Raw genomic sequence first — 25,937 nt, forward strand, 5'->3', positions numbered from 1 at the left:
CCTATTGAACGAACCTGACCCGGACATCGAGCTGCTGGCTCGCATCGGCAATAATGAAACGGCGGCCGTCAACGAGATGGTCTCGCGCAAACTGCCCCGGCTGCTGGCCCTGGCCAGCCGCCTGCTGGGCGATGCCGACGAAGCCCGGGACGTGGCCCAGGAGAGCTTTGTGCGCCTGTGGAAACAGGCCGCCCGCTGGCGGCCTGGCCAGGCGCGCTTTGACACTTGGCTGCACCGGGTGGCGCTGAACCTGTGCTACGACCGCCTGCGTCGGCGCAAGGAGCACCCGCTTGACGAGGCGGCGCTGATCCAGGTCGTTGACCCGGCCGGCGCCCCTGAAGATCAGTTGCAGGGCGACGACCAGAGCGAGCGGGTGGCCCAGGCCATGGCCGCCTTGCCGGAACGCCAGCGCGAAGCCATCGTGCTGCAGTATTACCAGGAGTTGTCGAACATCGAGGCAGCGGCGCTGATGGACATCAGCGTCGAGGCGCTGGAAAGCCTGCTCTCGCGAGCCAGGCGCAACCTGCGCAGCTACCTTGCCGAATCACCCGGCGATGCCACCCTAGGGAGGGGAAAACCATGACGCCCGAACGTTTCGATCAGCTGGCCCAAGCCTACGGCGCCGATCTGCGACGCTGGCCGGCTGCCGAGCAGGCCAGCGCCCGCGCCCTGCTCGAGCATGGCGATCCTGATGTCCAGGCGGCCGTGGCGCAGGCGAGCTGGCTGGACGGCCAACTCGACCTCCACCGCGTTCCTGCGGCCGATCCGGCGCTGGCCCGCCGTATCGCCGCCCTGGCCGCGCCAGCACCAACGTTCTGGCAGGGCCACCGAAATTGGTGGTCGCGCCTGGGGCTGGTCGGCGTGGGCCTGGCGGGCATCGCCGCCGGCATGCTGGCGGCGTCCCTGAGCCTGCCGCTGGGCAGCGGCAATGAGGCGCTGCCGAGCATTTTCGACCAAAACGACGCCGACATCGTCTACTCCATCAGCGCCGAGGACAGCGAACAATGAGCCAGCCCCGCATTGCCCTGAAAACCCTGCTGACAGCGTCGCTGGTGCTCAATATCTTCCTCATCGGCGGTGTTGCCGGGGGCTTGTACCAATGGTGGTCGCACCCTGCGCCCAAGGTGGGCGCGGTGGTGCAGCATGGCCTGCGTCAGGTGATGGTGGAACTGCCCGTACAGCGCCGCCATGAACTGCGCCGCCTGCTGCGCGCCACCCGCGATGAAAGCCAGCCATTGATTGTGGCCGGCCGCCAGGCACGCCAGGACGTGATGCAGCACCTGCGCGCCCCCACCCTGGACCGCGACGCGCTGGTGGCCGACCTGGGCCGCGCCCGCGACGCCGACCTTGCCTTGCGCGCCCGGGTGGAAACCAGCCTGGCCGACTTCGCCGCGACCCTGCCGGCCGATGAACGCGAGCAACTGGCCCAGTCCATGTACCTGCGTGGCCAAGGCAAGATGAAACCGCAATGAGCCGCGACGGATTCAGCTGCCGCGCGCGTTAAACCTTGCAAGCCTCGCCACGTGGGCGCGGCTGTTGTTCACGCAAGGAACCGTCCATGTTCAAGACATTCAAGGCCGCCGTTGTCGCCGCACTGGTGGCGACATCCCTGTCGGGCTGCATCATCGAACCCGCCCACCCGCGCCGCCCGCCCCCGCCGGTGGAGGTAGTGCCGGTCCTGCCGGCGCCGGGCTATCACTGGGTGCAAGGCCACTACCGCTGGGGCCCAGGCCGCTGGGTGTGGGTGCCGGGGCATTGGCGCTACTGAAACGCCGTAACCCGTAGCCGCTGCCGCCAGGCTGCGCTGGCACCTGAGTGCGCTGCAGATTTCCAGTGGGCCCAGGGCCTGCGCAGCCTGCGGCAGCGGCTACGGTGCGGTGGTGTAGCCGCTGCCGCCAGGCTGCGCTGGCACCTGAGTGCGCTGCAGTTCTCCAGTGGGCCCAGGGCCTGCGCAGCCTGCGGCAGCGGCTACGGTGCGGTGGTGTAGCCGCTGCCGCCAGGCTGCGCTGGCACCTGCGTGCGCTGCAGATCTCCAGTGGGCCTAGGGCCTGCGCAGCCTGCGGCAGCGGCTACGGTGCGGTGGTGTAGCCGCTGCCGCCAGGCTGCGCTGGCACCTGAGTGCGCTGCAGATCTCCAGTGGGCCTAGGGCCTGCGCAGCCTGCGGCAGCGGCTACGGTGCGGTGGTGTAGCCGCTGCCGCCAGGCTGCGCTGGCACCTGAGTGCGCTGCAGTTCTCCAGTGGGCCTAGGGCCTGCGCAGCCTGCGGCAGCGGCTACGGGAAACCCGCTTGCCTGATTTATCGCCGATGCCATCTAAAGCGATTTGGCACTCAACCGAATCAGCTTCGCCAACGCCAAGCAGCACGGGTCGGTTTGCGCACTAATACAGGCATCGCGCATTGCCAACTTCGACACGCCACCCCATTCAAGGATGAATCCTGCCCGGCGGGCCAACACGTCCAGAAACTCGCGCTGGGTTCGCCCGTTACCCTCACGGAATGGGTGAATGTGGTTTATTTCTCCAAGCACGACGCCGGCTTCACTGGAGAACGCACCGAGATTGCCCTGCAAGTCAGCGAGACAACGGGTTGTGGCCAATCGCTCGGATACTTCCTGAAATGTCAGTTCGATCGCACTATGCGAGAGAAAAATAGTGTCGTTCTTGCCTATGTCGACTTGGCGAAGTTGCCCGGCCCAGGGGTAGATATCCTGGAATATGAAGTGATGGAACGCCTGCAGGTGCTGCAGGGAAAAGTCTCCCTCCAGAGGCGATTCCTGAAGCTGAATAATCCGGGCAGAAGCAAAGTCTGCCTCGGCCTCATTGAGGGCGGCGGTTTCACGGATATCAAGTGAATTGATGAGGACGCCGTTGGAGTAGACGTATGGATCATCCTGAACGCGCTACTCGCCTGAGTAGTAGTGATGTTCGTCGATCATTTAGCGCTATAGCGTGCCTTAGTCGCCGCCACCAACTGCGCGGACGAAATTTTTCCTTCGCGGTACTCGGCCAGCTTGTCAGCAAAAAAAGCGCTTGTACGGGCTCCCTCCAGGATGTTGGTGGCCATTACATGCGCAACGTATGCGCCACGCGTTTCCAGATCACGAGTCGTCACAGGGTTTACCCTTGTTGATTCAATGAACCCTCAAGATAACACTTTCCAGGCGACATCGCCGCAGCCAACCGGTTGCAGGCGATGACCGGAATTGGCCCGTAGTCGCTGTCTTTTTGGGGCATCGCATCAGGCTGAACGGGGTTGGGCGCGGACGTCGCCTTCGGCAACTGCTACAGAAGTGGTGGTGGACGGTTCTTTGAGCAGCAGGAAGTACGCCAGCGCCGAGCAGGTGGCCACCACCGCGCTGATCACGAACGCGGAGGAAAACGAGCCGCTTTGCTGCACGCTGAAACCGGTGAGGATCGGCGCGATGGAGCCGGCCAGGTAACCGCCGAAGTTCTGAATGGAGCCGAACGACGCCACCCGCTGCGACGGCACGATGGTGTTGACGATCATCCACGCCGTGGCGCTGGAGATGTTGATGAAGAACAGTGCCGCACACAGCAACGCCACGCACGCCACCACGTTGCTGACGAAGGCGACGATCAGGGTGAACAATGCCCCGCCCAGCAACCCGGTGATGATCACCAGTTTGCGGCTGGCCAGCACCTTCATCCCGCGCGCCACCAACGCATCGCAGGCCTTGCCCGCTACCACCGTACCGGCGGCGCCAAACAGGTAGGCCAGCGACACCAGCCAGGCGGTGCTGTACAGGTCCAGGCCATGCTGTTTTTCGAAGTAGCCGGGCATCCAGGTCAGGTGCAGCCAGATCATGTAGATCACGCCCATGAAGCCCAGGAAAGCGCCCCAGGTATTGCGGTCCCGCAACAGCGCCGACCACGGCAGGCGCGCTGCCGGCTTGGCCTGCACGGGCTGCGGCTCGGCACGACCGGTCTCGGCCATGTACTGCGCCTTGCTCTTGTAGAAGGCGAACCAGCACGCCGCCAGCACCAGGCCGATGGCGCCGGTGAGCACGAACATTCCGCGCCAGCCCAGGTGCACCATGAACAGCGTCAGCAGGGGCGGCGCCAGGCACGGCCCGATGCAGGTCGCCGACCACACCCAGCCGGTGGCGGTGCCGCGCTCCTGGGTGTCGAACCACTCCGACAGCGCCTTGGCCGCCGACGGGAACACCGGCGCCTCGCCGATACCCAGCAGCACGCGCATGCCCAACAGATGCCCGAACTGGCTGAACAGCCCGAACGCCGCCTGCGCCAGCGACCAGACAATCAACGAGCCGCCCAACGCCAGCTTGCTGCCCAGCCGATCGATCAGCGCGCCCATGGGCAACTGCGAAAAGGCATAGGCCAGGGAAAACGCCGACAGCAAAAAGCCCATCTGCGTGGGGCTGATGCTCAGGTCGTGCTGGATGGAGGTGTTGGCGATGGACAGCGCGCTGCGGTCCAGGTAATTGACCACGCCGATCAGGAACAGAAAAACGATGGTCAGGGTCTTGAAGCTTTTTATTGTTTTCATGACGCGCCTCTGTGAGCGGTTGACGCCTCACGGCTTGAAACGCGGGCGTGGTTGCACTCTAGCCAGCAGGGGCGGGTTTGCCCAATGACAACATTCCATCGGGCGATAACGGCTGGTTATTGGTTTACCGCTGCGGCACCACCATGCGAAAGCGCACATCGATGTCATCCGACACCACATTGTCCGCCCACTCCCCCGCCCCCACCTTGAAGTCGCTGCGCTTGATCACCAGCGCGCCGTCGAAGATGCCGATGCCGCTCTGCGAGGTCAGCAACACCGGCACGGTCACTTCACGGGTCATGCCGCGCAGGGTCAGGTTGCCGGTGATCAGGTAGCGGTTGTCGCCCTGGGCCTCGACGCGGGTGGATTGGAAGGTGGCCGTCGGGTAATCGGCGGTGTTGAACCAGGCGGGTTTGCGCAGCTCGGCCTTGGCGTCTTCGCTGCCGGGGTTGATGCTGTCCAGCTCGATGGTCAGGCTGGCCTGTGCGGCCTCGGGGTGCTCGGTGTCGAAGGCCAGGCTGGCGACGAACCGGGTGAAGGTGCCGTACAGCTTCGAGCCCATCTGGTTGTAGTTGAAGCTCAGGGTGCTGGCGGTGGGGTTGACGTCCGTGTACTCGGCACCGCTCGCCGGCCCGAGGGCCAGGGCGGCGGCCAGGGCGGTGAAGCGTAGGGTGGCGAGGTTCATGGGTTGTTCCGGCGGGGGGTGCGATAAATTCAGTGTAGCTTGGTGCTTTTTTGGGGGTGGCGCGGGATTGCGTCAAGGCCACCGGGTGCATGTCTTGGGGCTTATGTCGTTCATGGGATCGAGCGCCGCCCGCGCGGCGCTTCCCGAGGTTCCCTCGGTCCCACATCTGTTTCGGGCCAGTTATGCCAGTGCCATCATCTGGTCCGCCTTGTTTTTTTACTACAGATCTGCAGTGAACAAACAGAGCGGACGAGGTGATCTCACAGACAAAATTGGCCCGAAACAGATGTGGGACCGAGGGAACCTCGGGAAGCGCCGCGCGGGCGGCGCGCGATTTACGCGGCACTGCAAAACCCAAGACAAGCACCTGCCTTCAAGGCGCAAACCGAGTAAACACATAATCATGGTTCTGCACCTTGGCCTGATGACAGGCAAAACAGGTCTGGTGCTGGGCCTCATCCGCCGGCTGGCCATTGATGAAACGACCAAAGCCCCAGCCACCCGTGGCGGCATAACGCTTGGCGTCCTTGACCATCACCTGCACCGTGGTGGCCGCGCCCGGGATCGACGCCGGGTCGAACTCCGGCGACGGCACGTGCTTCCAGGCCAGCTTCACCAATACGGTGCCGTCAGGGAACGGCACCTGGCCGGACTGGTAGGCCTGGATGGCCTTGTCATTGCCCAGCACCGTGCGCAGTTCATTCAGGGGCGCCGCCTCCACGGCCGGCGCAATCAGCTCCCACTTGCGGTAACCGTCCGGCAGGCTGACGCCGTAGATCGGCGACACTGCGCTGTCAGCCAGTGCTGCGCTACTGGCGGCCAGGGTGCACCAGGTCAACAAGGTCCTCAGTTTCATGGCCGCCTCCTTGTTCACAGGTGGTCTGCGTCGACGATGGCCTGGGCAAACGCCTGCGGTGCTTCCTGCGGCAGGTTGTGACCCACCCCGCCGCTGATCAGGCGGTAGTCGTACTTGCCGGTGTAGCGTTTGGCGTAGGCCTCGGCCGGTGGGTGCGGGGCGCCGTTGGCGTCGCCTTCCAGGGTGATGGTGGGCACGCTGATGGAGGGCGATGCAGCCAGTTTCTGCTCGACAGCGGCGTAGCGCGCCTCGCCCTTGACCAGCCCCAGGCGCCAGCGGTAGTTGAAAATCGACACGGCCACGTGGTCGGGGTTGGCCAGGGCAGCAGCGCTGCGGTCGTAGGTGGCGTCGTCGAAATTCCACTTCGGCGAGGCCAGTTTCCAGATCAGCTTGGCGAAGTCGTGGGTGTTTTTCTCATAGCCCAGGCGGCCGCGCTCGGTGGCGAAGTAGAACTGGTACCACCACTGCAATTCAGCCGCCGGTGGCAGCGGCGCCTTGCCGGCTTCCTGGCCACCGATCAAATAACCGCTGACGGCCACCAGCGCCTTGACCCGCTCTGGCCACAGGGCCGCGACGATGTCGGCGGTGCGCGCACCCCAGTCGTAGCCACCCAAAACGGCCTGCTTCACGTGCAGGGCGTCCATGAAGTCGATCAGGTCCTGGGCCAGCGCGGCCGGCTCGCCGTTGCGCGGGGTCTTGGCCGACAGGAAGTGCGTGTCGCCGTAACCGCGGGCATAAGGGATCAGCACCCGGTAGCCCTGCGCGGCCAGGGCCGGCGCCACGTCGGTGTAGCTGTGGATGTCGTAGGGCCAGCCGTGCAGCAGGATCACCACCGGGCCATCGGCCGGACCCACCTCGGCGTAGGCCACATCCAGCAGGCCGGCCTTCACATGATTCAGCGCACCGAACTCGGTGTGGCTGCCAACGCTGATGGGGCCAATCTGCGGAGCGGCGGCTTCGGCGGCGTTGGCGCCGACCAGGCCGCCCAGTTGCAGCACGGCGGCGGCCACCAGCGATACGGCAAACAGGCGGCGGCGCGGGGCGGTGGTGTGAGTCATGTCCATGATGAAGCTCCTGTGGGGTGGCGTTCTCGATGGGGCTATTTCGCCCTGCGGATGTGTACGCGATGTTTCGCGGGCACCGGGTGAAAGCAGCCTTTCGTATCTGCAACGCATCCAGATACAAACAGATACATTAGCCCCAGCCCTCTTGTTAGACTGCCCTCCACCTCCCTGCCTGGACGCTGCCATGGACTCCCGCGTCGACCATGTACTGATCGTCGATGACGATCGCGAAATCCGCGAACTGGTAGGCAACTACCTGAAAAAGAACGGCCTGCGCACCACCCTGGCCGCCGATGGCCGGCAGATGCGCGCCTTCCTGGAAGCCGGCCAGGTGGACCTGATCGTGCTGGACATCATGCTGCCCGGCGACGATGGCCTGGTGCTGTGCCGCGAGCTGCGCGCCGGCAAGCATCGCTACACGCCGGTGCTGATGCTGACCGCCCGCGACGACGACACCGACCGCATCATCGGCCTGGAAATGGGCGCCGACGATTACCTGGTCAAACCCTTCGTGGCCCGCGAACTGCTGGCCCGCATCAACGCCGTGCTGCGGCGCACGCGCATGCTGCCGCCCAACCTGATGGTCACCGAACAGGTGCGCCGCCTGGCCTTCGGCGCCTGGCGGCTGGACACCACCGCCCGCCACCTGCTGGCCGAGGACGACTCGGTAGTGACCCTGAGCGGCGCCGAATACCGCCTGTTGCGCGTGTTCCTCGACCACCCGCAGCGGGTGCTCAGCCGCGACCAGTTGCTGAACCTGACCCAGGGCCGCGACGCCGACCTGTTCGATCGCTCCATCGACCTGATGATCAGCCGCCTGCGCCAGCGCCTGCTGGACGACGCCCGCGACCCCGCCTACATCAAGACCGTGCGCAACGAAGGCTACGTGTTCAGCTTCCCGGTGCAGGTGCTCGGGGACGCGCCATGAGCCGATGGCTGCGCTGGCCGCGCACCCTCGCCTCGCGCCTGTCATTGATCTTCCTCGCCAGCCTGGTGCTGGCCCAGGGGCTGTCCATCGGGCTGCAGGCCTACGAGCGCTACAGCAGCGCCAAAACCCTGATGCTGGGCAATTTCGAGCGCGACCTGGCCACCTCGGTAGCCATTCTCGAACGCCTGCCCGCCGCCGAGCGCCCCGCCTGGCTCAAGCGCCTGGAGCGGCCCAATTACCGCTACCAACTGGACCAGGGCGCGCCGGGCAAGGACCTGACCGCGGATGAGGAGCCCACCTCGGTGCAGTCCATGCGCATGACCCTGGGCCCTGAGTACCCCCTCACCTTCCGCACCATCCCCGACAGCCGCCCCCACTACCAGGCCCACCTGAGCCTCAAGGATGGCCAGCCGCTGACCATCGACGTACGCCCGCAGGTGAGCCCGGTGTCGCCATGGCTGCCGCTGTCCTTGCTCGGCCAACTGGCCCTGCTGCTGGCCGCCACCTGGCTGGCGGTACGCACCGCCGTGCGCCCGCTGACGCGCCTGGCCCAGGCCGTCGACCACCTGGACCTCAAGCGCCACCCAGTGCACCTGGACGAAACCGGCCCCACCGAAGTGGCCTACGCCGCCATCGCCTTCAACACCCTGCAGCAGCGCATCGCCGCCTACGTGAAAGAGCGCGTGCAACTGCTGGCGGCCATCTCCCACGACCTGCAAACCCCCATCACCCGCATGAAACTGCGCGTGGAATTCATGGACGACAGTCCCGACAAGGACCGTCTGTTCAACGACCTCAGCGAGATCCAGCACCTGGTCAAGGAAGGCGTGGCCTACGCGCGCAGCAGCGAGCCGTCCAGCGAGCCCCGTTGCCGGCTGCAACTGACGCCCTTCCTGCACAGCCTGGTGGGCGACTACCACGACACCGGCAAGGACGTGCAACTGCTCGAAAGCCCCGCCCTGCTGCTGGACACCCGTCCCCAGGCACTGCGGCGCTTGCTGACCAACCTGCTGGACAACGCCCTGAAGTACGCCGGTGCCGCGCAATTGCAGGCCACCGAGTTGCCGGATGGCGGCTGCTGCCTGAGGGTGCTGGATTGTGGTCCGGGGATTCCCGAGGAGGCGCTGCGCGATGTACTCAAGCCGTTTCATCGCCTGGAGAATTCGCGCAACCGCGATACCGGCGGCACCGGGTTGGGGCTGGCGATTGCCTCGCAACTGGCGGTGAGCCTGGGAGGCGGTCTGCGGCTGTACAACCGTGAAGGCGGCGGGTTATGTGCCGAGGTGGTGTTACAGCCTGACCGTGGATGACGGAAACATACGCACACAATTTCGCGACAACGGTGCAATTGCGTTATTGATAATGACTATCATTTGAAATAGCATGCGCGGCTTTCCAGCCTCGTCAAAGAGCCCCTGCCCTGTGAATGCGCGCGCTGACACCCTCAGCCTGTACCTGACCCATCGTCCGGCCCTGATCGACTATGCCGCGCACATCACCGGCTGCCGCGCCCGCGCCGAAGACGTGGTGCAGGACGCGTGGCTGCGCTTTGGCGACCGCCTGGACGACTCGCTGGCCATTCACAACCCGGTGGCCTACCTGTACCGCGTGGTGCGCAACCTGGCCTACGACCTCACCCGCCGCTTGGCCACCGAGCGCCGCCAGCCCGACGGCCACGACACCCTGGACAGCCTGGAAGCCAAGGACGCCGGCCCCGAACGCCAGGTGGCCGGCCAGCATGAGCTGCAAGCCCTGAGCGATGCCTTGGCCGAACTGCCCAAGCGCACGCAACTGGCCTTCGAGATGCACCGCCTGGGCGGCTTCACCCTGCAGCAGATCGCCGAAACCCTGGGGGTATCCACCGCCCTGGTGCACCAGTTGGTGCATGACGCCCTGGCCCATTGCATGGAGCGTCTGGAGCGCTGATGAACACCGCCGACCATAGCCGCAGCGCACGGGATATGCGACCCTTGCCCCTTTTGCCTGCCACGGAAGCCCCCTGCCCCATGACCGACAAGGACCCGGCCAGCCACCTGCGCGATACAGCCCTGGAATGGCTGATGCGCGTACAGCAAGCGCCTGAAGATGCGCCGCTGCGTACCGCCCTGCAACAGTGGCTGGACGCCGACCCGGCCCATGCCACCGCGTACCGCAAGGCCGAGCGCGTGTGGCAACTGACCGGGCAGCTGTTGCCCGCCACCACCGCGCAGTGGCCGCAGCCGAGCGCCGACGTGGTCACCCTCAAGCCACGGCGGCGCTGGCCCCAGGTGCTGGCCGTCGGTATCGCCGCCTGCCTGGTGATCGCCCTGGCACCCCGCCTGTGGCTGAACCTGCAGTCCGACTACCGCACGGGCGTGGCCGAGCAGCAAAGCATTCCACTGGCCGACGGCAGCGTGGTGCGCCTGGACGCGGGCAGCGCCATTGCAGTCAAGCTGGGCGAGCATCGCCGTGACGTGACCCTGCTGCGCGGGCAAGCGTTTTTCGAGGTGGCGCCGGATGCGGCGCGGCCGTTTCATGTGCAGGCGGCGGGCCTTGACGTGCGAGTGACCGGCACGGCGTTCAACGTTGAACTGCAGCCCCAAGGGCAACGGGTGGCGGTGGATCATGGTTCGGTGCAGGTCACCGACAGCCGCCAGCAAGTGCTGAGCCCGGGCCTGACGGCCGGGCAGACCCTCAGCGTGGACGAGCGCAGCCATGCCGCGACCCTGGCCAGTGTGCCGGTGAGCCAGGTAGCGCCGTGGCGCAATGGGCAGCTGATCGTGGACAACCAGCGACTGGGGGATGTGATTCGCACGCTTGCGCGGTATGTGCCGGGGCGGATTGTGCTCAATGATGCCGGGCTGGCCGATCAACGCATTACCGGGCTGTACAACCTGCGTGAGCCTGAATTGGCGTTACAGGCGATGCTGGGGCCCCATGGCGGGCATGTCCGGGCATTTGGCGGCTATCTGTGGATCGTGTCGCGATGAGGCCCAACACAACTACAACGTCGAACCAACAAGGCTGACAACGCTAACCTAACAGGCCATGGCACGTTGCAACAAATGTAGGACCGGCCTGTGGCCGGGAAGCGCCGCGCGAGCGGCGCGCGATCTCATCAACGCCACAACACTCAATACATGCACCTATACCTGTGGGACCGGGCGAAGCTCGGGAAGAGGCCAGCCAGGCACCCCGAGTCGTGCGCTTCCCGAGCTTCGCCCGGTCCCACAGTGTTGAGCCAATCATCGATGTCAGGCTTCAGCTTGTGGGAGATTCCATGGTCGTGGGCAATCTGCACCGGCCTCTCGCGAGCAAGCTGTGCTCCCACAGTGGGTGAGCCAACCATCGATGTCAGGCCTTACATTGTGGGAGCAAAGCTTGCTCGCGAGAGGCCGGAACTGATTGCCCAAAACCAGTATTGGATCGGCGTTGCCAGCCTTGTTTGCCCGCTTCGGATGTATGTGGAATTCGCCCTTCCTGATTTTATTTTCATCTTTTTCTGAAAAATTTCGGCGCTACCGCGTCATTGGCCTCGTACATCAACTGCGATCAATTCGCATTCAAGATTGGCACGGGGAATCACCATGGCACAGCTGCACCACAGGCGCGATCTCAACCGTCTGCGCATCCTCGGACTTTGCGCAGCCTTCAGCGCTTTCCCGTTGAACGCCGCCGAGCTGGACAACCGCCGCGACAGCGAATTGCAAGCCAGCCGTGGCTTCGATATCCCCGCCCAACCCCTGGCTAGCGCACTGATCAGCTTCGGCCAGCAAAGCGGCCTGCAGGTGAGTATCGACTCGCTGCTGCTGGCCGATCACACCTCGCGCGCGGTCAGCGGCAACTTCAGCAACGCCGACGCCCTGGACCGCTTGCTGGCCGGCACCGGCCTGGGCTGGGATTACCTGTACGGCAGCGTGATACTGCGCCGCCTGCAGGCCCAGCAAGGCGTCAACCTGCCGATGGAAATCGGCAACACCGTGGTGCTGGGCAACCCCCAGGGCAACGGCTACCTGGGCGAAACGGTGATCGGCGAGCAGGCCATCCACGCCTTCCCCGGCGCCAATGGCGACATCACCACCCTGCTGCGCATGCACCCCTCGGTGCAGTTCAGCGGCAGCCAGCAAAGCTCCAACACGCCAGGTGAAATCGCCCCGGCCGACATCAGCATCAACGGCGCCAAGTACTACCAGAACAACTTCATGATCGACGGCGTGTCGATCAACAACGACCTGGACCCCGGCGCCCACGACTACGGCGCCGTGCGCCAGTTCGACTCCTCGCCCAGCCGCTCCCACGGTATCGCCCTGGACGCCGACCTGCTCAAGGAAGTGCACGTTTACGACAGCAACGTGCCGGCCGAATACGGCGGTTTCAACGGCGGCGTGGTCGACGCCATCACCCGCCAGCCGACTCAGCAATTGCACGGCAAGATCTCGGCGTCCATGACCCGCTCCGAGTGGACCCGCTACCACCTGACCGACGAGGACCAGGACAACTTCGCCACTGCGTCCAACGAGCAGTACCAACCCGATTTCGACAAGACCACCGTGCGCGGCACCCTGGAAGGCCACCTCACCGATGACTTCGGCGTGCTGCTGAACTTCTCCCAGAAACGCTCCACCATCGGCCTCAACGCCTACACCGACGGCTACCAGAGCACCACCCAAAGCAACCAGAAAGACCAGACCCGGCGCCAGGACAACTACCTGATCAAGACCACCTGGAACATCAACGAACGCCTGACCCTGGACAGCTCGTTTACCTACGCCCCCGAGGACAACACCTACTTCGTGGCCAACCGCAAGGACTCCGGCTGGACCACCCACAATGGCGGCTGGCAGGGCACCTTCAAGGGCGTGTACGACGGCGACGCGGCGACCTGGACCAACAAACTGGCGCTCACCAACCTGACCAGCTCGCGCGAATCCGATGCCAGCGACATCACCTGGTGGTACTGGTCACAAGCCAAGAACTGGGGCAACCCCAGCAGCAATACCGCGCGCAGCATCGAGGGCTCGTTCGGCGACCTCAATCAGCGTCAGCAAAGCCTGAGCTGGTCCACCAAGGCCGACTGGTTCCCACTGCAGGTACTGGGCCTTGAGCACAACTTCACCACTGGCGTGGAGCTGTCCCACACCCATGCCGAATGGGAGCGCCCCGACGAAGTCAACGCCATTACCGGCTTGCGTCGCGACAATGGCACCACCTGTGCCAGCGGCGACACCGGCTGCTCGGTCAGCCCGTTGCTCAACGGCAATACCCGCCAGTTCGCCAGTACCTGGCTGGTGTACGGGGCCGGCAAGATCGAAGTGGACGAAAACAAATACGCCTTCTACCTGCAGGACAAAGTGCAGCTGGACAAGCTGGGCCTGCGCCCGGGCCTGCGCTTTGAAGGCGACGACTACATGGAAAAGAAAACCATCGCCCCACGCTTCTCCGGCGACTACGACCTGTTCGGCGACCGCAGCACCGTGCTGGTGTTCGGCGCCAACCGCTATTACGGCCGCAACCTGTTCAAATACCGCCTGGCCGACGGTCGCAACGCGCTGATCACCAACAACACCCGCACCAGCTACACCGGCGCCTGGACCAGCACCGTGCAGAAGAACACCAACAAGTTCTCCACCCTGGACATCCCCTACGACGACGAGCTGATGCTGGGCCTGGACCAGCGCATGCTGGCCGCCGACTGGCGCCTCAAGTACGTGCGGCGCATGGGCAAGGACAAGGTGGTGCGCGCCACTGCCAAAACCCAGAACCTGCCCACCGACAGCAACTTCTCCACTGTCTGGTACACCTACACCAACGAAGGCTCCAGCGTCAGCGATAACGTGAGCCTGACCATCACCCCGGTGGAGGACTTCAGATTCAAGGGCACCACCACCAGCCTGCAACTGGCCTTCGACTGGTCGCGCACCCAGGACGCCTATGGCGACTACGACTCGGTGGTCAACGCCAGCCAGTACGTGGACGCCGACGTGATCTACGCCGGCACCCGGATGAAATACAGCGAACTGCCCGCTGCGGACTTCAACCGCCCCTGGACCGCGCGCCTGACGGCCGTGACTGAAGTACCGGACTGGCACCTGACCGTCAGCAACTTCCTGCGCTACCGCGGCCCGTACGACCAGATCACCACCACCAGCGACACCGTCGAGATCGACGGCGAAAGCCTGAGCGTGTACGAAAAAAGCCGTGTCGCCGGCGCGCCTACCTGGGACATGCGGGTGAAATGGGAAGTCCCCACCGGCCCGCAGCAAGCGGTGTTCGCCGCCGTGGACGTGACCAACGTGATGGACAAGGTCAACGGCATTGTCAGCAGCTCGGGCAGTAACTCCTATGAGACCGGCCGCCAGTTCTGGCTTGAAGTCGGCTACCGCTTCTAACCGTATCGCCCTACTACACGAGAAAACCTGATGAGATTATGGATGACGGGCCTGCTGGGCCCGGTGCTGCTGTGCGCCTGCACATCGTTGCCCACCGCCGAGAAGCCGGTAGCCTGGGACCCTGCCGTGGTGCAGGGCACCCTGGCCAACGGCCTGCAATATCGCCTGGTGCGCGCCACCGACGACCCCGGTCGCCTGGACCTGCGGCTGACCGTCAAGGCCGGCTCGGTGGATGAAAGCGAACAGCAAATCGGCGTCGCCCACCTGGTGGAGCACCTGGTGTTCTACAGCCACGGCCAGCAACCCGGCACCGTGCGCGAGCGCATGCAGGCGCTGGGCTGGGAACAGGGCAAACACTTCAACGCCCAGACCAACTATGACCGCACCCAGTACCTGCTCAGCCCCAGCCGTGGCGTGGCGCAGCTGGACCAGGGCCTGCAGGCCCTGCGCGATCTGGTGTTCGCCGCCGATTACAGCGCCGCCGACCTTGACCACGAGCGCGCCATTGTCGTCGAGGAATGGCGCGGCGGCCTGGGCGTGGCCCAGCGCATGAACCAGCAGCGCACCGCCTCGCAGCGCGTGGGCTCGCGCTACCCGGCGCACCGCACCATCGGCAACGAAGCGGCGATTCAGCAGGCGCCCTTGGCGCAATTGCAGGCCTTCCAGCAGCGCTGGTACCAGCCGCAGAACATGGTGGTCAACGTAGTCGGCGACATCGACCCGCCCACCGTGCTGGCCCAGTTGCAGCGCAGCCTCGGCGCCCCCGCCGGCACCGCCCTGCCCGCGCGCGACAACCGCGACCTGCCGCTGGACAACCACCTCAAGATTTTCCAACTGCAGGACAGCCAGAGCGGCAGCAGCCAGGTGGCCCTGCTGTTCCGCCTGCATGAAACCGCCAGCCGCCAGCCCGGCAGCGAAGGCCTGCGCCAGCGCCTGATCGACCGCCTGACCCTGGCCGCGCTGGTGGCCCAGTTGCAACGCCAGCCCAAGGCCGAAGGCGTGCGCAGCCTGACCGCGCAGAAAACCATGATCGGCGATTACTCCACTGTGCTCGGCATCGCCGCCGGGGCTGAGCCGGGCCAGCATCGCCAGGCCTGGACGCAATTGCTGGAGGAAATCGAGCGGGCCCGTCGTCATGGCCTGCAGCGGGCGGACATCAACGCCGAGCGCGAGCAAGTGCGCGGCATCGCCCAGCGCATGCTGCAAGCGCCCGACCGCCGCAGCTTCCAGCAATGGGTCAATGACCTCAACGATGTCGCTGCCACCGACAAACACGTGCAAAGCAAGCACGCCATTGCCCGCGCCTACCTGCACGTGCTGGACAGCATCACCCTGGAAGACGTCAATCAGCGCCTGCGCCTGTGGACCGACACGCCGGACCAGGTGATGCAACTCAGCGCCCGTGGCCTCACCGCCGTAGAGATGCCCACCGTCAGCCAGATCGAGCAGCAGCGCGCGCAGTTGCGCCAGCAGCCGATCACCCTGGCACAACCGCAGGCCAGCGCGCCTGTGGTCGCGCCCCTGCCAGCGTTGCCGGCGCCTGCTGCGGCCGGTCACATCACCCTGCGCCAGTCGTTCCCCAAGGAACGCGTAGAGCACTGGGACCTGAGCAACGGCGACCGCCTGGTATGGCTGCGTCGCAAGGGCGCCGACGGCCAATTCCAGCTCAAGGCGCAGTCGTCGGCCGGCTATGGCTTGAAGGACATCGCCCCGTGGCGCGCACAGATGGCCCTGCAATTGGCGCAGCAAAGCGGACCGGAGGGCTGGGATGCTTCGATGCTCAAACGCTGGCGTCAAACCCAGGGTGCGCCGTTGTCCACGGAGCAATTGCCGCAACGCCTGACGATCAGCCTGAACGCCAAACCCGATGCGCTGCCCCAATTGCTGCAAAGCTATCGCCTGAGCCAGTCGGTCAGCGGGATTGACCCCCAGGTTTTCGATGCGGCCAAAACAGACCTGGCCGAGCGCCTGCCAGAGCAACCCAACGACGCCGCTGCCGCACGCCTGAGCGAACTGCGCCACGGGTCTCAACCGACCGTGACGCCCCAAGCGCTGGACGCCTTGCAGGTCGACGACCTGAACGGCGACTGGCATCAACTGTCCCAAGCCCCCGTGACGTACTACCTGATGGCCGATGTGGAACCTGCGGTGCTCGAGCCGCTGGTCAACCGCGAACTGGCGTCGATCCCTCGCGGCACGCCGTTGCCGAGCCAACCCGAGCTGCAACGCCCGGGACAACGCCAGGCCACCCTGGACATCGCCCTGGAACCCCGCGCCCGCGTCACCGCCGAGCGCTACAGCGCCCTGCCCTGGACACCCGCCGACGCCGTCGGTATCGCCCTGCTGCGCGACCTGGCCAACCAGCAACTCAAGGCCGCCCTGCGCACCCGCGCCGCCGGCATCTACCGCCTGGACTTCAAGGCCGACCTGAACCCCGACACCCAGCGCATCGAAAGCCGCCTGAGCTTCACCTGCGACCCGGCGCGGGTGGATGAGCTGTGGCAACTGGCAACCCAGACCCTGGCCCAGCTGCCGCGCAACCTCGACGTGGCGCAACTGCAACGCCTGCGCCAACAGCTGCTGCTCAAGGAACGCCTGCGCCGCGACGACCCCGACACCCAACTGCGCCGCCTGATGCTCAGCGAACAGCGCTGGGGCGACCCACGCTACCTGGGCCAGCAAAGCGACCTCACTGCGCCGCTGGACATCAAGCGCCTGCAGCAACTGGCCCAGCGCCTGGCCGCCGATGACAACAGCGTGCGCCTGCAAGTGCTGCCTGCCCCACAAACGGCGGTGCAGCCATGAGCGTGCTGCGCACCTTCATCCGCCTGGCCAGCCCGTTCTGGCGCAGCCGCCAGCAATGGCTGGCCTGGGTGATGCTGGCCAGCCTGATCGGCATGGGCTTGCTGCTGGTGCAGATCAACGTGTGGATCAACGCCTGGAGCAAGACCTTCTACGACACCCTGGGCCAGTTCGACACCGCCGCGCTGTACGCCCTGATGACCCAGTACATCGGCTACCTGGCCTGCTACGTGGCGGTTACCGTGTACCTGGACTGGCTGCGCAAGGCCCTGGAAATCCGTTGGCGCCGGGCCATGACCGAGCACACCTTGACCGCCTGGTTCCAGCACCAGACCTTCTACCGCCTGGGCCTGGAGCAAGGCCCGGACAACCCCGACCAGCGCATCGCCGAAGACATCGACCTGCTGGTGACGCGCAGCATCATGCTGCTGGTGTCGTTCATCGCCAACCTCGCGCAGGTGGGTGCCTTTGTATTGATCCTGTGGGAGCTGTCCGGCGTACAACAATTTGAAGTCGCCGGCCACGCCTTCACCGTGCACGGCTACCTGGTGTGGATCGCCGTGGCCTACACCGCCATCGGCACCCTGGTGACCCACTTCATCGGCGCCCCGCTCAAGGGGCTGGACTACGACCAGCAACGCCGCGAGGCAGATTTTCGTTCGGCGCTGATGAGCAACCGCGAGCACGCCGAACAGATCGCGCTGTACCACGGCGAAGGCGCCGAACAGCACTACCTGCGCGCCCGCTTCCAGGCGATCGCCGACAACTGGCGGCGGCTGATGGACCGGCAGTGTCGGCTGGGGTTGTTCACCGTCAGCTACGACCGGGTCAGCCTGATTATCCCGGTGTTCGCCGCCCTGCCCGCCTTCCTGGCCAAGACCATCACCCTGGGCGGGTTGATGCAGATTCGTAGCGCGTTCAGCGCGGTGCAAGGCTCGCTCAGCTGGTTTATCAAGATGTACTGGCGGCTGGCGGAGTGGAGCGCCACGGTGGAGCGGCTGGGGCAATTTCAGCAGGCCATGGACAGGCAACGGCCGTTATCCGATTCGACACCTGGGGACACCCTGCGGCTGGAGCAGCTGCGCGTGTTGTACCCCGATGGGCAGCCGATGACGGCGCCGCTCAGCGCGCGTGTCGATGCCGGTGAATGGGTGCGGTTGGCGGGCGCCAGTGGCGTAGGCAAGTCCAGCCTGCTGCGCACCTTGCATGGCTTGTGGCCGCACTTTGAAGGGCGCTGGCAAGTGCCGCCGGGGCGGTCGTTGGTGTTGCCGCAGACGCCGTATTTGCCGGTGTTGCCGTTGCGTGAGTTGCTGGCTTATCCCGATGTTGCGGTGCCGGGGGATGAGGTGCTGCGGCGGGCGCTGGTGGCGGTTGGGTTGCCGGTGTTGGCTGAGGATTTGGGGAGGTGTGTGGCGTGGGCGCGGCAGCTGTCTGGCGGGGAGCAGCAGCGGTTGTCGTTGGCGCGGGCGTTGGTGCATCGGCCGGATACGTTGTATCTGGATGAGGCTACCAGTCACCTCGACGAGGCGTCGGCGGTACGCATGATGGAGGTGCTGCGCGAGGCGCTGCCGTTGTGCCGGGTGGTTGGGATTACGCATCAGGGGTGCTTGGTGGGGATGTTTGATCGCGCCATCAACCTGCATGGCACGCACCACCGGGCCCAAGCCCAACCCGCCTGAAAAGCGCCCCCCGTAGCCGCTGCCGCCAGGCTGCGCTGGCCCTCAACCACACTGGAGATCTCCCGGGTTCACAGCAGCCAGCGCAGCCTGGCGGCAGCGGCTACGGGGTCAGGTCGCCAGCGACTTGCACCCCTGGCCAGAGATCGCTACCCTGCCCCCGTTGCAGCACCTCTGCGACCGGGTTTGGCGACCCGTCTGTTTTTTCAGCGCACCAGCGCAGCACGATCATCGTGGGCCTTCTCTTGCCTGCGGTGTGCGTTATGGCAGCTGTGCGCGGGAGACCTTCGGGTCTGCCGGGATTGAGAAAACACCGGTTCGCCAACCTGCGTACAGCTGCCACCCATCGTTTGGCGACGATGAGGGCAGCTCTGTTTTCTCAATGGAGTTACCTATGTCCTATATACCTTTACCCCACTCCCCCGCCGTATTCCTCGACACCCAAGCCCCCCTCGACACCCTCTACGCCCTGGCCATGCACCGCATCGGCACTGCGCGCGAACTGATGCAAAGCCTGAGCAGCCTGACCCTGAGCAACAGTGATGATCAGGATTTGAAGGCGGTGGTGAATACGGCGAATTTGTTGCTGGAGGAAGGGTGTGCGGTGCTGGAGGTGGTGGAGGCGCGGGGGGCGTTTTTGCGGGGTACCGCGTGATGGCGGCTAGGTGCTAGTCGAGGTTTTTTGATCGTTCTTGAGATCGAGCGCCGCCCGCGCGGCGCTTCCCGGGCAGAGCCCGGTCCTACGTTTGTTTCGGGCCAGTTATGCCTGTGGCATCGCCTGGTCCGCCTTGTTTTTTCACTGCAGATTTGTGGTGGTGCCAACAAGGCGGTCGAGGTGATCTCACAGGCATAACTGGCCCGAAACAAACGTAGGACCGGGCTCTGCCCGGGAAGCGCCGCGCGGGCGGCGCGCGATTTACGCGGCGCTGCAAAACCCAAGACGAACACACCCTCCACGCTGCAAATCTCGTCTACGGGGCAGCCCCCAACAACTGCTCAGCAAACGCCTGCGCCGCCCACCCCGGCACCTCATTACGCCGGGTAATCACCCCGTAATCATCCAGCACCAACGGAAACGGCAAGTTCAGCCGCACCAGCCGCCCCGCCTTGATATCCGGCTCCACCATGGACTCCGCCAACATCGCCAGCATCGGCGCCGTCTGCAGCAGTTGCAGGGTGGTCTGCATGGAGATGGTCTCCACCGTGTTGCCCGGCGACGCCATGCCCGCTTCGGCAAACGCACGTTCAAGGCGCGCGCGCATGGGGGTGCCGGCGGGGTAGACGATCCACGGCCAGTTGCCCAGTTCGGCCAGCGGCAGGTCGCTGGTGTGGGCCAGCGGGTGCTGGCTGCCCGCAACCAGGCACAGCGGCTCGGGGGCCAGGGCGCGGAAGTCGAACAGCTGGCGGTGGCGGTCGAGGGTGAAGCGGGCGATCACCAAGTCCAGTTGTTTGTGTTCCAGCAGGCTGAGCAGGTTGGCGCTGGTGCCTTCCAGTACGTCCAGGGTCAGCAGCGGCCAGCGCTGTTTGATGCCGACGATGGCCTGGGGCAAGGCCTGGGAGGTGGGGGCGAAGATGGTGCCGATTTTCAGCAGGCCGTGGCCGCCTTCGCGCAGGTCGTTGACTTGGCCCACGAAGTGACGGGCGTCGTTGAGGGCGATTTGTGCGTAGCGCGCCACGTGCACGCCCAGGTCGGTGGGCACCAGGCTGCGTGGCAGGCGCTGGAACAGGTCGAAGCCGAGCATTTTCTCGGCCTCGCGCAGCATCTTGCTGACGGCCGGCTGGCTGATGCTCATCTGTTCGGCCGTGGCGTGCATGTTGCGGGTGCGCGCCAGGGTGTCGATCAGCACCAGGTGACGGAAGCGCAGCCAGTTGCACAGTTGGTTGAAAGAGACATCCGCCATGCGATAACCCCCGGTTATTGAACCCTGAGAATATCTCATTGGCGCTTATCGGCAAGCCGTCCTAGTGTTGACCCACAATAACAACAGGATGACCCGCCATGACCGTCACCGGAAAACGCGTTCTCATCACCGCCGCCGCCCAGGGCATCGGCCGCGCCTCGGTACTGGCCTTTCAACAGGCCGGCTTTGAGGTGATTGCCACCGACCTGCACATCGACAGCCTGCGCGATGTGCCTGGCATCCAGGCCCTGGCGCTGGACGTGACCGACCCCGCCGCCATCCAGGCCGTGGCCGAGCAAGTGGGCACCGTCGACACGCTGTTCAACTGCGCCGGCTACGTGCACAGCGGCAGCCTGCTGGAGTGCGACGAGCAGGCCTGGCAATTCTCCTTCGACCTCAACGTCACCGCCATGTACCGCATGATCCGCGCCCTGCTGCCCGGCATGCTGGCGGCAGGCACCGGCAGCATCGTCAACATGGCCTCGGTGGCCTCCAGCGTCAAAGGCGTGCCCAATCGCTTTGCCTACTCGGCCAGCAAGGCGGCGGTGATCGGCCTGACCAAATCGGTGGCCGCCGACTACGTGGCCAAGGGTGTGCGCTGCAATGCCATCTGCCCCGGCACCGTGGATTCGCCGTCACTGCGCCAGCGCATCGCCGAACAGGCCCGCGCCGAGCAGCGCACCGAAGCCGAGGTGTACCAGGCCTTCGTCGCTCGCCAGCCCATGGGCCGCCTGGGTACGCCCGAGGAGATCGCCCAACTGGCGCTGTACCTGGGCTCGGACGCCAGCGCCTATACCACCGGCACCGTGCACGTCATCGATGGCGGCATGAGCAACTAACTTTCCCCTGACAGGAACTGACCATGAAACTGCTGCGCTACGGCCCCAAGGGCCAGGAAAAACCCGGCCTGCTGGACGACCAGGGCCAACTGCGCGACCTCAGCGGCCACGTGCAGGACATCGCCGGCGCCACGCTTGAGGCCGCAGGCCTGGCCAAACTGGCGCAACTGGACGCCCGCAGCCTGCCGGCCGTGCCCGGCAACCCGCGCATTGGCCCCTGCGTTGGCCAGGTGGGCAAGTTCATCTGCATCGGCCTGAACTACGCCGACCACGCCGCCGAATCCGGCATGGCGGTGCCCAGCGAACCGGTGATTTTCAACAAGTGGACCAGCGCCATCTGCGGCCCCAACGACGACGTGCAAATACCCCGCGACTCGAAGAAAACCGACTGGGAAGTGGAACTGGGCGTGGTGATCGGCAAAGCCGGGCGCTACATCAGCGAGGCCAATGCCCTGGAGCATGTGGCCGGCTACTGCGTGATCAATGACGTGTCGGAGCGCGAGTGGCAACTGGAGCGCGGCGGCACCTGGGACAAGGGCAAGGGCTTCGACACCTTCGGGCCGATCGGGCCGTGGCTGGTGACCCGTGACGAGATTGCCGACCCGCATGAACTGGATTTGTGGCTGGAGGTGGATGGGCATCGGTATCAGAACGGCAATACGCGGACCCTGGTGTTTCAGATTCCGGCGTTGATTGCGTATTTGAGCCGGTGCATGTCGTTGCAGCCGGGGGATGTGATTTCGACCGGGACGCCGCCGGGGGTGGGGTTGGGGATCAAGCCTGACCCGGTGTTTTTGCGGCCTGGGCAGGAGATGCGCTTGGGCATCAGCGGGTTGGGGGAACAGCGCCAGCGTACTGTACAGGCTGATTGATTGACCTTTAGGGCCTCATCGCGAGCAAGCTTTGCTCCCACAGGTGTACGACTCTGGGGCTGTGGACACTGTGGGAGCAAAGCTTGCTCGCGATGAGGCCATCAGCACCACCCAAAACTCCAAGAACAATAAGGAAAACACCATGCGAATTCTAATCACCGGTGGCACCGGTTTCATCGGCAAGCAACTGGCCCAGCGCCTGCTGGACATGGGCACCCTCACCCTGCAAGGCCAACCCGCCAAGGCCATCGAACGCATCGTGCTGTTCGACGCCTTTGCAGGCGAAGGCGTGCCCAGCGACCCGCGCCTGGACGTGGTAACCGGCGACATCAGCGACGCCGCCACCCTGGCGCGCATCACCGACGGCGTGGACCTGGTGTGGCACCTGGCAGCGGTGGTCAGCAGCGCCGCCGAGGCCGATTTCGACTTGGGCATGCAGGTCAACCTGCACGGTCTGATGACCCTGCTGGAGACCCTGCGCCAGCAAGGCCGCCAACCGCGCGTGGTCTACGCCAGCGGCTTCGCGGTGTTCGGCGGTGCGCTGCCGGTGGTGGTCAATGATGACACCGCGCTGACCCCGCAATCCTCCTACGGCATGCAGAAAGCCGTGGGCGAACTGCTGGTGGCCGACTATGCGCGCAAGGGCTTTGTCGACGGCCGCGTGCTGCGCCTGCCCACCATCGCCGTGCGCCCCGGCAAGCCGAACAAGGCCGCCTCGACCTTCTTCAGTTCGATCATCCGCGAGCCGCTGGTGGGCCTGCCCGCCGTGTGCCCGGTGCGCCCCGACACCCAGGTGTACCTGTCCTCGCCGCGCCGCGCGGTAGAAGCCATGCTGCTGGGCATGACCCTGGCGCCCGAGACCCTGGGCAGCCGCCGGGTGATCCCCCTGCCCGGCCTGACCACTACCGTGGCCGACATGGTCGCCGCCCTTGAGCGTGTGGCCGGGCCAGAGGCGGTGAAGCTGATCCGCTGGGAGCCGGACGCCACCATCCAGCGCATCGTCGAAAGCTGGCCCAGCCAGGTGCAGGCGCCTTACGCCAGCGGCCTGGGGTTCAGCGCCGACGCCGATTTCGACAGCATCGTCCAGGCGCACATCGAGGACACCGCGCCACGCTGAGCCGCACCGCTTGCACCAGCCCCCACAACAATAACAAGGCGAGGCCACGCGACATGCACACACCCGATTCTGCGATGTCGGACATCGAAAAACAGACCATCAGCCGCGTGACCAAACGCCTGGTGCCCTTCCTGATCCTGCTGTTCGTGGTCGCCTTCCTGGACCGCACCAACGTCGGTTTCGCCGCGTTGCGCATGAACGAGGACATCGGCATCAACCAGACCATCTATGGCCTGGGCGCGGGGATTTTCTTCCTCGGCTATTTCATCTTCGAGGTGCCCAGCAACATCATGCTGCACCGCTTCGGCGCCCGGGTGTGGATAGCGCGCATCATGGTGACCTGGGGCATCATCGCCAGCGCCATGGGCCTGCTGCAGACCGCCGGGCACTTCATCACCCTGCGGGTGCTGCTGGGCATTGCCGAGGCCGGGTTTTTCCCGGGGGTGATCTACCTGCTGTCGCTGTGGTTTCCCGCCCGCTATCGGGCGCGGATGATCGCCACCTTCTACCTGGGCGTGCCCATTGCCCAGGTGATCGGCGCGCCGCTGTCGGTGGGGCTGATGCAATTGGGTGACACCCTGGGTGTGGTGGGCTGGCGGCTGATGTACATGGCCGAAGGCATCCCGGCGATTGTGCTGGGCGTGGTCTGCTATTTCTACCTTACCGACCGCCCCGCCGATGCCCACTGGCTGACGCCGCAGCAGCGCACCTGGTTGATGGACACCCTGGCGCGCGAGGAACGCGACAAGCCGCTGGCGGTAGGCGCGGCGCTGAGCAAGGGCCAGATGATTCGCCAGGTGCTGTGCAACCGCCAGGTGTGGCTGCTGGCGCTGGTGTATTTCGGCATCACCTCCGGCTCCAACGCCATGAACTTCTTTTTGCCCAGCGTGCTGCAGTCGTTCCGCGCCTCGTTCGGGCTGGAGCTGGGGCTGATGCAGAACGGCCTGATCACCGCCATCCCCTATGCCCTGGCGGCGGTGGCGATGATTGTCTGGAGCCGCCGCTCCGACCGCCTGCAGGAGCGTCACTGGCACGCTGGCGGCGCGGCCCTGCTGGCGTCGGTGTCCATCGCACTGGCGCTGTTGATCAACCAGCCGTGGATCATCGTCATCGGCTTTGTGCTGCTGGCCATCGGCGTGTACAGCGCCATCAACGTGTTCTGGGCCGTGCCGGGCCAGGTGCTGACCGGGGTGGGTGCCGCTGCTGGCATCGGCCTGATCAATTCCATCGGCAACCTCAGCGGATTCACCGGGCCGTACATCACCGGCCTGCTCTACACCACCACCGGCAGCTACACGCCGGGCTTTTTGGTGATCGCCGCCCTGGTGGGCGCGGCCGGCATCGGCATGATGCTGATGCCCCGCCGCGCAACACCTGCGGCCCACACCACCCTGATGGGAGACAAGGCATGAGCCACCCTACCCTCGCGTTCCTGGGCACCGGCATCATGGGCGCGCCCATGGTGCGCTGCCTGCGCCGCGCAGGCTTGCCCGTACGCGCCTGGAACCGCTCGCCGGCCAAGGCCGCCGTGCTGGCCGACGACGGCGTACAAGTGATGGACAGCGCCCGCGCTGCCGCCACCGACGCCGATGTGCTGATCTGCATGCTCAGTGACGGGCCTACCTGCACCGAGGTGCTGTTTGGCGACAACGGCGCAGCCTGGGCATTGCGCCCCGGCGCGCTGGTGATCGTCATGAGTTCGATCCCGGTGGACGTCGCCACCGACCACGCCCGGCGCTGCGCCGAGCGTGGCCTGGGCTACCTGGATGCGCCGGTGTCGGGCGGTGAGCGCGGTGCCCGCGAGGGCAGCCTGGCGATCATGGTCGGCGGCACGCCCGACGCTTTCGAGCAGGGCCGTACCGTGCTGGCGGCCATGGGCCGGCCCGTGCTGGTGGGCCCGGCCGGCAGTGGCCAGCTGGCCAAGCTGGTCAATCAGCTGATCGTGGCCAGCACCATCGCCACCGTCGCCGAGGGCCTGCTGCTGGCCGAACGCGGCGGCGCCGACCCGGCCAAGGTGCATGAAGCGCTGATGGGCGGCTTTGTCGATTCGCCCATCTGGCGCCAGCACGGCCAGCGCATGATCGACGATCAATTCGCCCCCGGCGGCCCGGCCAAATGGCAACTCAAGGACACCCGCACCGCCCTCGCCCACGCGCAAAGCCTGGGCCTGAGCCTGCCGGTCGGCACCCTGGTGGACGGTCTGTTCAGCGCCCTGGTGGACGCCGGTGACGGTGACCTGGACCACGCCGCCCTGATCCGCCAGTTGCGCCGCCACAACCACTTGCCCGAATGACGCCCCGGA

The 25,937-nt window shown here is 65.6% G+C and carries 24 protein-coding genes; 17 read left to right on the plus strand and 7 right to left on the minus strand.

Features of this window, described 5'->3' with window-relative positions; genetic code table 11:
- Window positions 1-4 precede the first annotated feature (4 nt).
- From ACZ9GA_RS18085 to ACZ9GA_RS18100, 4 genes are all read left to right on the plus strand, one after another.
- Window positions 5-583 (plus strand): RNA polymerase sigma factor, encoded by a 579-nt coding sequence (locus ACZ9GA_RS18085; RefSeq protein WP_457361397.1) that lies wholly within the window; start codon window positions 5-7, stop codon window positions 581-583.
- Complete coding sequence (locus tag ACZ9GA_RS18090; RefSeq protein ID WP_457361396.1) at window positions 580-1,008, plus strand: hypothetical protein; 429 nt, start codon at window positions 580-582, stop codon at window positions 1,006-1,008. The genes ACZ9GA_RS18085 and ACZ9GA_RS18090 overlap by 4 nt, the downstream gene beginning before the upstream one ends.
- Window positions 1,005-1,472 carry a periplasmic heavy metal sensor gene (locus ACZ9GA_RS18095; protein ID WP_457361395.1) on the plus strand — a complete coding sequence of 156 codons (468 nt, stop codon included), beginning with the start codon at window positions 1,005-1,007 and terminating at the stop codon, window positions 1,470-1,472. Before ACZ9GA_RS18090 ends, ACZ9GA_RS18095 begins: the two co-directional genes overlap by 4 nt.
- 86 nt (window positions 1,473-1,558) lie before the next feature.
- Entirely contained in the window at window positions 1,559-1,768 is a 210-nt protein-coding gene (locus ACZ9GA_RS18100; protein WP_457361394.1) for a YXWGXW repeat-containing protein, read from the plus strand.
- 543 nt (window positions 1,769-2,311) lie between these two features.
- Here ACZ9GA_RS18100 and ACZ9GA_RS18105 read toward each other — a convergent pair.
- From ACZ9GA_RS18105 to ACZ9GA_RS18130, 6 genes are all read right to left on the minus strand, one after another.
- Complete coding sequence (locus ACZ9GA_RS18105; RefSeq protein ID WP_476227643.1) at window positions 2,312-2,857, minus strand: Fic/DOC family protein; 546 nt, start codon at window positions 2,855-2,857, stop codon at window positions 2,312-2,314.
- 74 nt (window positions 2,858-2,931) lie between these two features.
- A complete protein-coding gene (locus ACZ9GA_RS18110; protein ID WP_457361393.1) occupies window positions 2,932-3,063 on the minus strand; it encodes an antitoxin VbhA family protein in 132 nt (43 codons plus the stop codon).
- A 174-nt stretch (window positions 3,064-3,237) separates the two neighbouring features.
- Window positions 3,238-4,527 carry an MFS transporter gene (locus ACZ9GA_RS18115; protein ID WP_457361392.1) on the minus strand — a complete coding sequence of 430 codons (1,290 nt, stop codon included), beginning with the start codon at window positions 4,525-4,527 and terminating at the stop codon, window positions 3,238-3,240.
- A 124-nt stretch (window positions 4,528-4,651) separates the two neighbouring features.
- Window positions 4,652-5,212 carry a YceI family protein gene (locus ACZ9GA_RS18120; RefSeq protein WP_457361391.1) on the minus strand — a complete coding sequence of 187 codons (561 nt, stop codon included), beginning with the start codon at window positions 5,210-5,212 and terminating at the stop codon, window positions 4,652-4,654.
- Window positions 5,213-5,585: 373 nt separating this feature from the next.
- Window positions 5,586-6,068, minus strand: coding sequence for a cytochrome P460 family protein (locus ACZ9GA_RS18125; protein ID WP_457361390.1), 483 nt, complete (start codon window positions 6,066-6,068; stop codon window positions 5,586-5,588).
- A gap of 14 nt (window positions 6,069-6,082) precedes the next feature.
- Window positions 6,083-7,132 (minus strand): alpha/beta fold hydrolase, encoded by a 1,050-nt coding sequence (locus ACZ9GA_RS18130; protein WP_457361389.1) that lies wholly within the window; start codon window positions 7,130-7,132, stop codon window positions 6,083-6,085.
- A 184-nt stretch (window positions 7,133-7,316) separates the two neighbouring features.
- Here ACZ9GA_RS18130 and ACZ9GA_RS18135 point away from each other — a divergent pair, with 184 nt between their 5' ends.
- The 8 genes from ACZ9GA_RS18135 to ACZ9GA_RS18170 all read left to right on the plus strand — a co-directional run bounded on the left by ACZ9GA_RS18135 (window position 7,317) and on the right by ACZ9GA_RS18170 (window position 19,561).
- Complete coding sequence (locus ACZ9GA_RS18135) at window positions 7,317-8,060, plus strand: response regulator (protein WP_457361388.1); 744 nt, start codon at window positions 7,317-7,319, stop codon at window positions 8,058-8,060.
- Window positions 8,057-9,370, plus strand: coding sequence for a sensor histidine kinase (locus ACZ9GA_RS18140; protein ID WP_457361387.1), 1,314 nt, complete (start codon window positions 8,057-8,059; stop codon window positions 9,368-9,370). Before ACZ9GA_RS18135 ends, ACZ9GA_RS18140 begins: the two co-directional genes overlap by 4 nt.
- A 112-nt stretch (window positions 9,371-9,482) precedes the next feature.
- Window positions 9,483-9,986, plus strand: a complete 504-nt coding sequence (locus tag ACZ9GA_RS18145) for a sigma-70 family RNA polymerase sigma factor (RefSeq protein WP_457361386.1) — start codon at window positions 9,483-9,485, stop codon at window positions 9,984-9,986.
- A gap of 80 nt (window positions 9,987-10,066) precedes the next feature.
- Window positions 10,067-11,029, plus strand: coding sequence for a FecR family protein (locus tag ACZ9GA_RS18150; protein ID WP_457361385.1), 963 nt, complete (start codon window positions 10,067-10,069; stop codon window positions 11,027-11,029).
- A 597-nt stretch (window positions 11,030-11,626) separates the two neighbouring features.
- Window positions 11,627-14,428: a TonB-dependent receptor plug domain-containing protein gene (locus tag ACZ9GA_RS18155; protein WP_457361384.1), complete on the plus strand. Its 2,802-nt coding sequence runs from the start codon at window positions 11,627-11,629 to the stop codon at window positions 14,426-14,428.
- 30 nt (window positions 14,429-14,458) lie between these two features.
- Complete coding sequence (locus ACZ9GA_RS18160) at window positions 14,459-17,233, plus strand: M16 family metallopeptidase (protein WP_457361383.1); 2,775 nt, start codon at window positions 14,459-14,461, stop codon at window positions 17,231-17,233.
- Entirely contained in the window at window positions 17,230-18,909 is a 1,680-nt protein-coding gene (locus ACZ9GA_RS18165; protein WP_457361382.1) for an ABC transporter ATP-binding protein/permease, read from the plus strand. Before ACZ9GA_RS18160 ends, ACZ9GA_RS18165 begins: the two co-directional genes overlap by 4 nt.
- 391 nt (window positions 18,910-19,300) lie before the next feature.
- Complete coding sequence (locus ACZ9GA_RS18170; RefSeq protein WP_457361381.1) at window positions 19,301-19,561, plus strand: hypothetical protein; 261 nt, start codon at window positions 19,301-19,303, stop codon at window positions 19,559-19,561.
- 316 nt (window positions 19,562-19,877) lie between these two features.
- Here ACZ9GA_RS18170 and ACZ9GA_RS18175 read toward each other — a convergent pair whose 3' ends face one another.
- Window positions 19,878-20,807, minus strand: coding sequence for a LysR family transcriptional regulator (locus tag ACZ9GA_RS18175; protein WP_455926068.1), 930 nt, complete (start codon window positions 20,805-20,807; stop codon window positions 19,878-19,880).
- A gap of 98 nt (window positions 20,808-20,905) precedes the next feature.
- Between ACZ9GA_RS18175 and ACZ9GA_RS18180 the strand changes: the two genes are divergently transcribed.
- From ACZ9GA_RS18180 to ACZ9GA_RS18200, 5 genes are all read left to right on the plus strand, one after another.
- On the plus strand, window positions 20,906-21,646 hold the full coding sequence (locus ACZ9GA_RS18180) for an SDR family oxidoreductase (protein WP_457361380.1): 741 nt from the start codon (window positions 20,906-20,908) through the stop codon (window positions 21,644-21,646).
- Between the two features lie 23 nt (window positions 21,647-21,669).
- Window positions 21,670-22,518: an ureidoglycolate lyase gene (locus ACZ9GA_RS18185; protein WP_457361379.1), complete on the plus strand. Its 849-nt coding sequence runs from the start codon at window positions 21,670-21,672 to the stop codon at window positions 22,516-22,518.
- Between the two features lie 142 nt (window positions 22,519-22,660).
- Window positions 22,661-23,635, plus strand: a complete 975-nt coding sequence (gene denD, locus ACZ9GA_RS18190) for a D-erythronate dehydrogenase (RefSeq protein ID WP_457361378.1) — start codon at window positions 22,661-22,663, stop codon at window positions 23,633-23,635.
- Between the two features lie 53 nt (window positions 23,636-23,688).
- A complete protein-coding gene (locus ACZ9GA_RS18195; protein ID WP_457361377.1) occupies window positions 23,689-25,047 on the plus strand; it encodes an MFS transporter in 1,359 nt (452 codons plus the stop codon).
- The gene (locus tag ACZ9GA_RS18200; protein WP_457361376.1) at window positions 25,044-25,928 is read left to right on the plus strand and encodes an NAD(P)-dependent oxidoreductase; all 885 of its coding nucleotides are present in this window, start codon (window positions 25,044-25,046) and stop codon (window positions 25,926-25,928) included. Before ACZ9GA_RS18195 ends, ACZ9GA_RS18200 begins: the two co-directional genes overlap by 4 nt.
- The last annotated feature ends 9 nt before the right edge of the window (window positions 25,929-25,937 follow it).

Source organism: Pseudomonas sp. TE3644 (assembly GCF_056278815.1).

Coding starts and splice junctions, on each gene's coding strand:
- ACZ9GA_RS18140 (WP_457361387.1), top strand. CDS start 8,057: ATGAGCCGATGGCTGCGCTGGCCGCGCACCCTCGCCTCGCGCCTGTCA.
- ACZ9GA_RS18100 (WP_457361394.1), top strand. CDS start 1,559: ATGTTCAAGACATTCAAGGCCGCCGTTGTCGCCGCACTGGTGGCGACA.
- ACZ9GA_RS18095 (WP_457361395.1), top strand. CDS start 1,005: ATGAGCCAGCCCCGCATTGCCCTGAAAACCCTGCTGACAGCGTCGCTG.
- ACZ9GA_RS18120 (WP_457361391.1), bottom strand. CDS start 5,212: ATGAACCTCGCCACCCTACGCTTCACCGCCCTGGCCGCCGCCCTGGCC.
- ACZ9GA_RS18125 (WP_457361390.1), bottom strand. CDS start 6,068: ATGAAACTGAGGACCTTGTTGACCTGGTGCACCCTGGCCGCCAGTAGC.
- ACZ9GA_RS18090 (WP_457361396.1), top strand. CDS start 580: ATGACGCCCGAACGTTTCGATCAGCTGGCCCAAGCCTACGGCGCCGAT.
- ACZ9GA_RS18135 (WP_457361388.1), top strand. CDS start 7,317: ATGGACTCCCGCGTCGACCATGTACTGATCGTCGATGACGATCGCGAA.
- ACZ9GA_RS18170 (WP_457361381.1), top strand. CDS start 19,301: ATGTCCTATATACCTTTACCCCACTCCCCCGCCGTATTCCTCGACACC.
- ACZ9GA_RS18130 (WP_457361389.1), bottom strand. CDS start 7,132: ATGGACATGACTCACACCACCGCCCCGCGCCGCCGCCTGTTTGCCGTA.
- ACZ9GA_RS18165 (WP_457361382.1), top strand. CDS start 17,230: ATGAGCGTGCTGCGCACCTTCATCCGCCTGGCCAGCCCGTTCTGGCGC.
- ACZ9GA_RS18160 (WP_457361383.1), top strand. CDS start 14,459: ATGAGATTATGGATGACGGGCCTGCTGGGCCCGGTGCTGCTGTGCGCC.
- ACZ9GA_RS18110 (WP_457361393.1), bottom strand. CDS start 3,063: ATGGCCACCAACATCCTGGAGGGAGCCCGTACAAGCGCTTTTTTTGCT.
- ACZ9GA_RS18195 (WP_457361377.1), top strand. CDS start 23,689: ATGCACACACCCGATTCTGCGATGTCGGACATCGAAAAACAGACCATC.
- ACZ9GA_RS18185 (WP_457361379.1), top strand. CDS start 21,670: ATGAAACTGCTGCGCTACGGCCCCAAGGGCCAGGAAAAACCCGGCCTG.
- ACZ9GA_RS18175 (WP_455926068.1), bottom strand. CDS start 20,807: ATGGCGGATGTCTCTTTCAACCAACTGTGCAACTGGCTGCGCTTCCGT.
- ACZ9GA_RS18150 (WP_457361385.1), top strand. CDS start 10,067: ATGACCGACAAGGACCCGGCCAGCCACCTGCGCGATACAGCCCTGGAA.
- ACZ9GA_RS18180 (WP_457361380.1), top strand. CDS start 20,906: ATGACCGTCACCGGAAAACGCGTTCTCATCACCGCCGCCGCCCAGGGC.
- ACZ9GA_RS18155 (WP_457361384.1), top strand. CDS start 11,627: ATGGCACAGCTGCACCACAGGCGCGATCTCAACCGTCTGCGCATCCTC.
- ACZ9GA_RS18115 (WP_457361392.1), bottom strand. CDS start 4,527: ATGAAAACAATAAAAAGCTTCAAGACCCTGACCATCGTTTTTCTGTTC.
- ACZ9GA_RS18200 (WP_457361376.1), top strand. CDS start 25,044: ATGAGCCACCCTACCCTCGCGTTCCTGGGCACCGGCATCATGGGCGCG.
- denD (WP_457361378.1), top strand. CDS start 22,661: ATGCGAATTCTAATCACCGGTGGCACCGGTTTCATCGGCAAGCAACTG.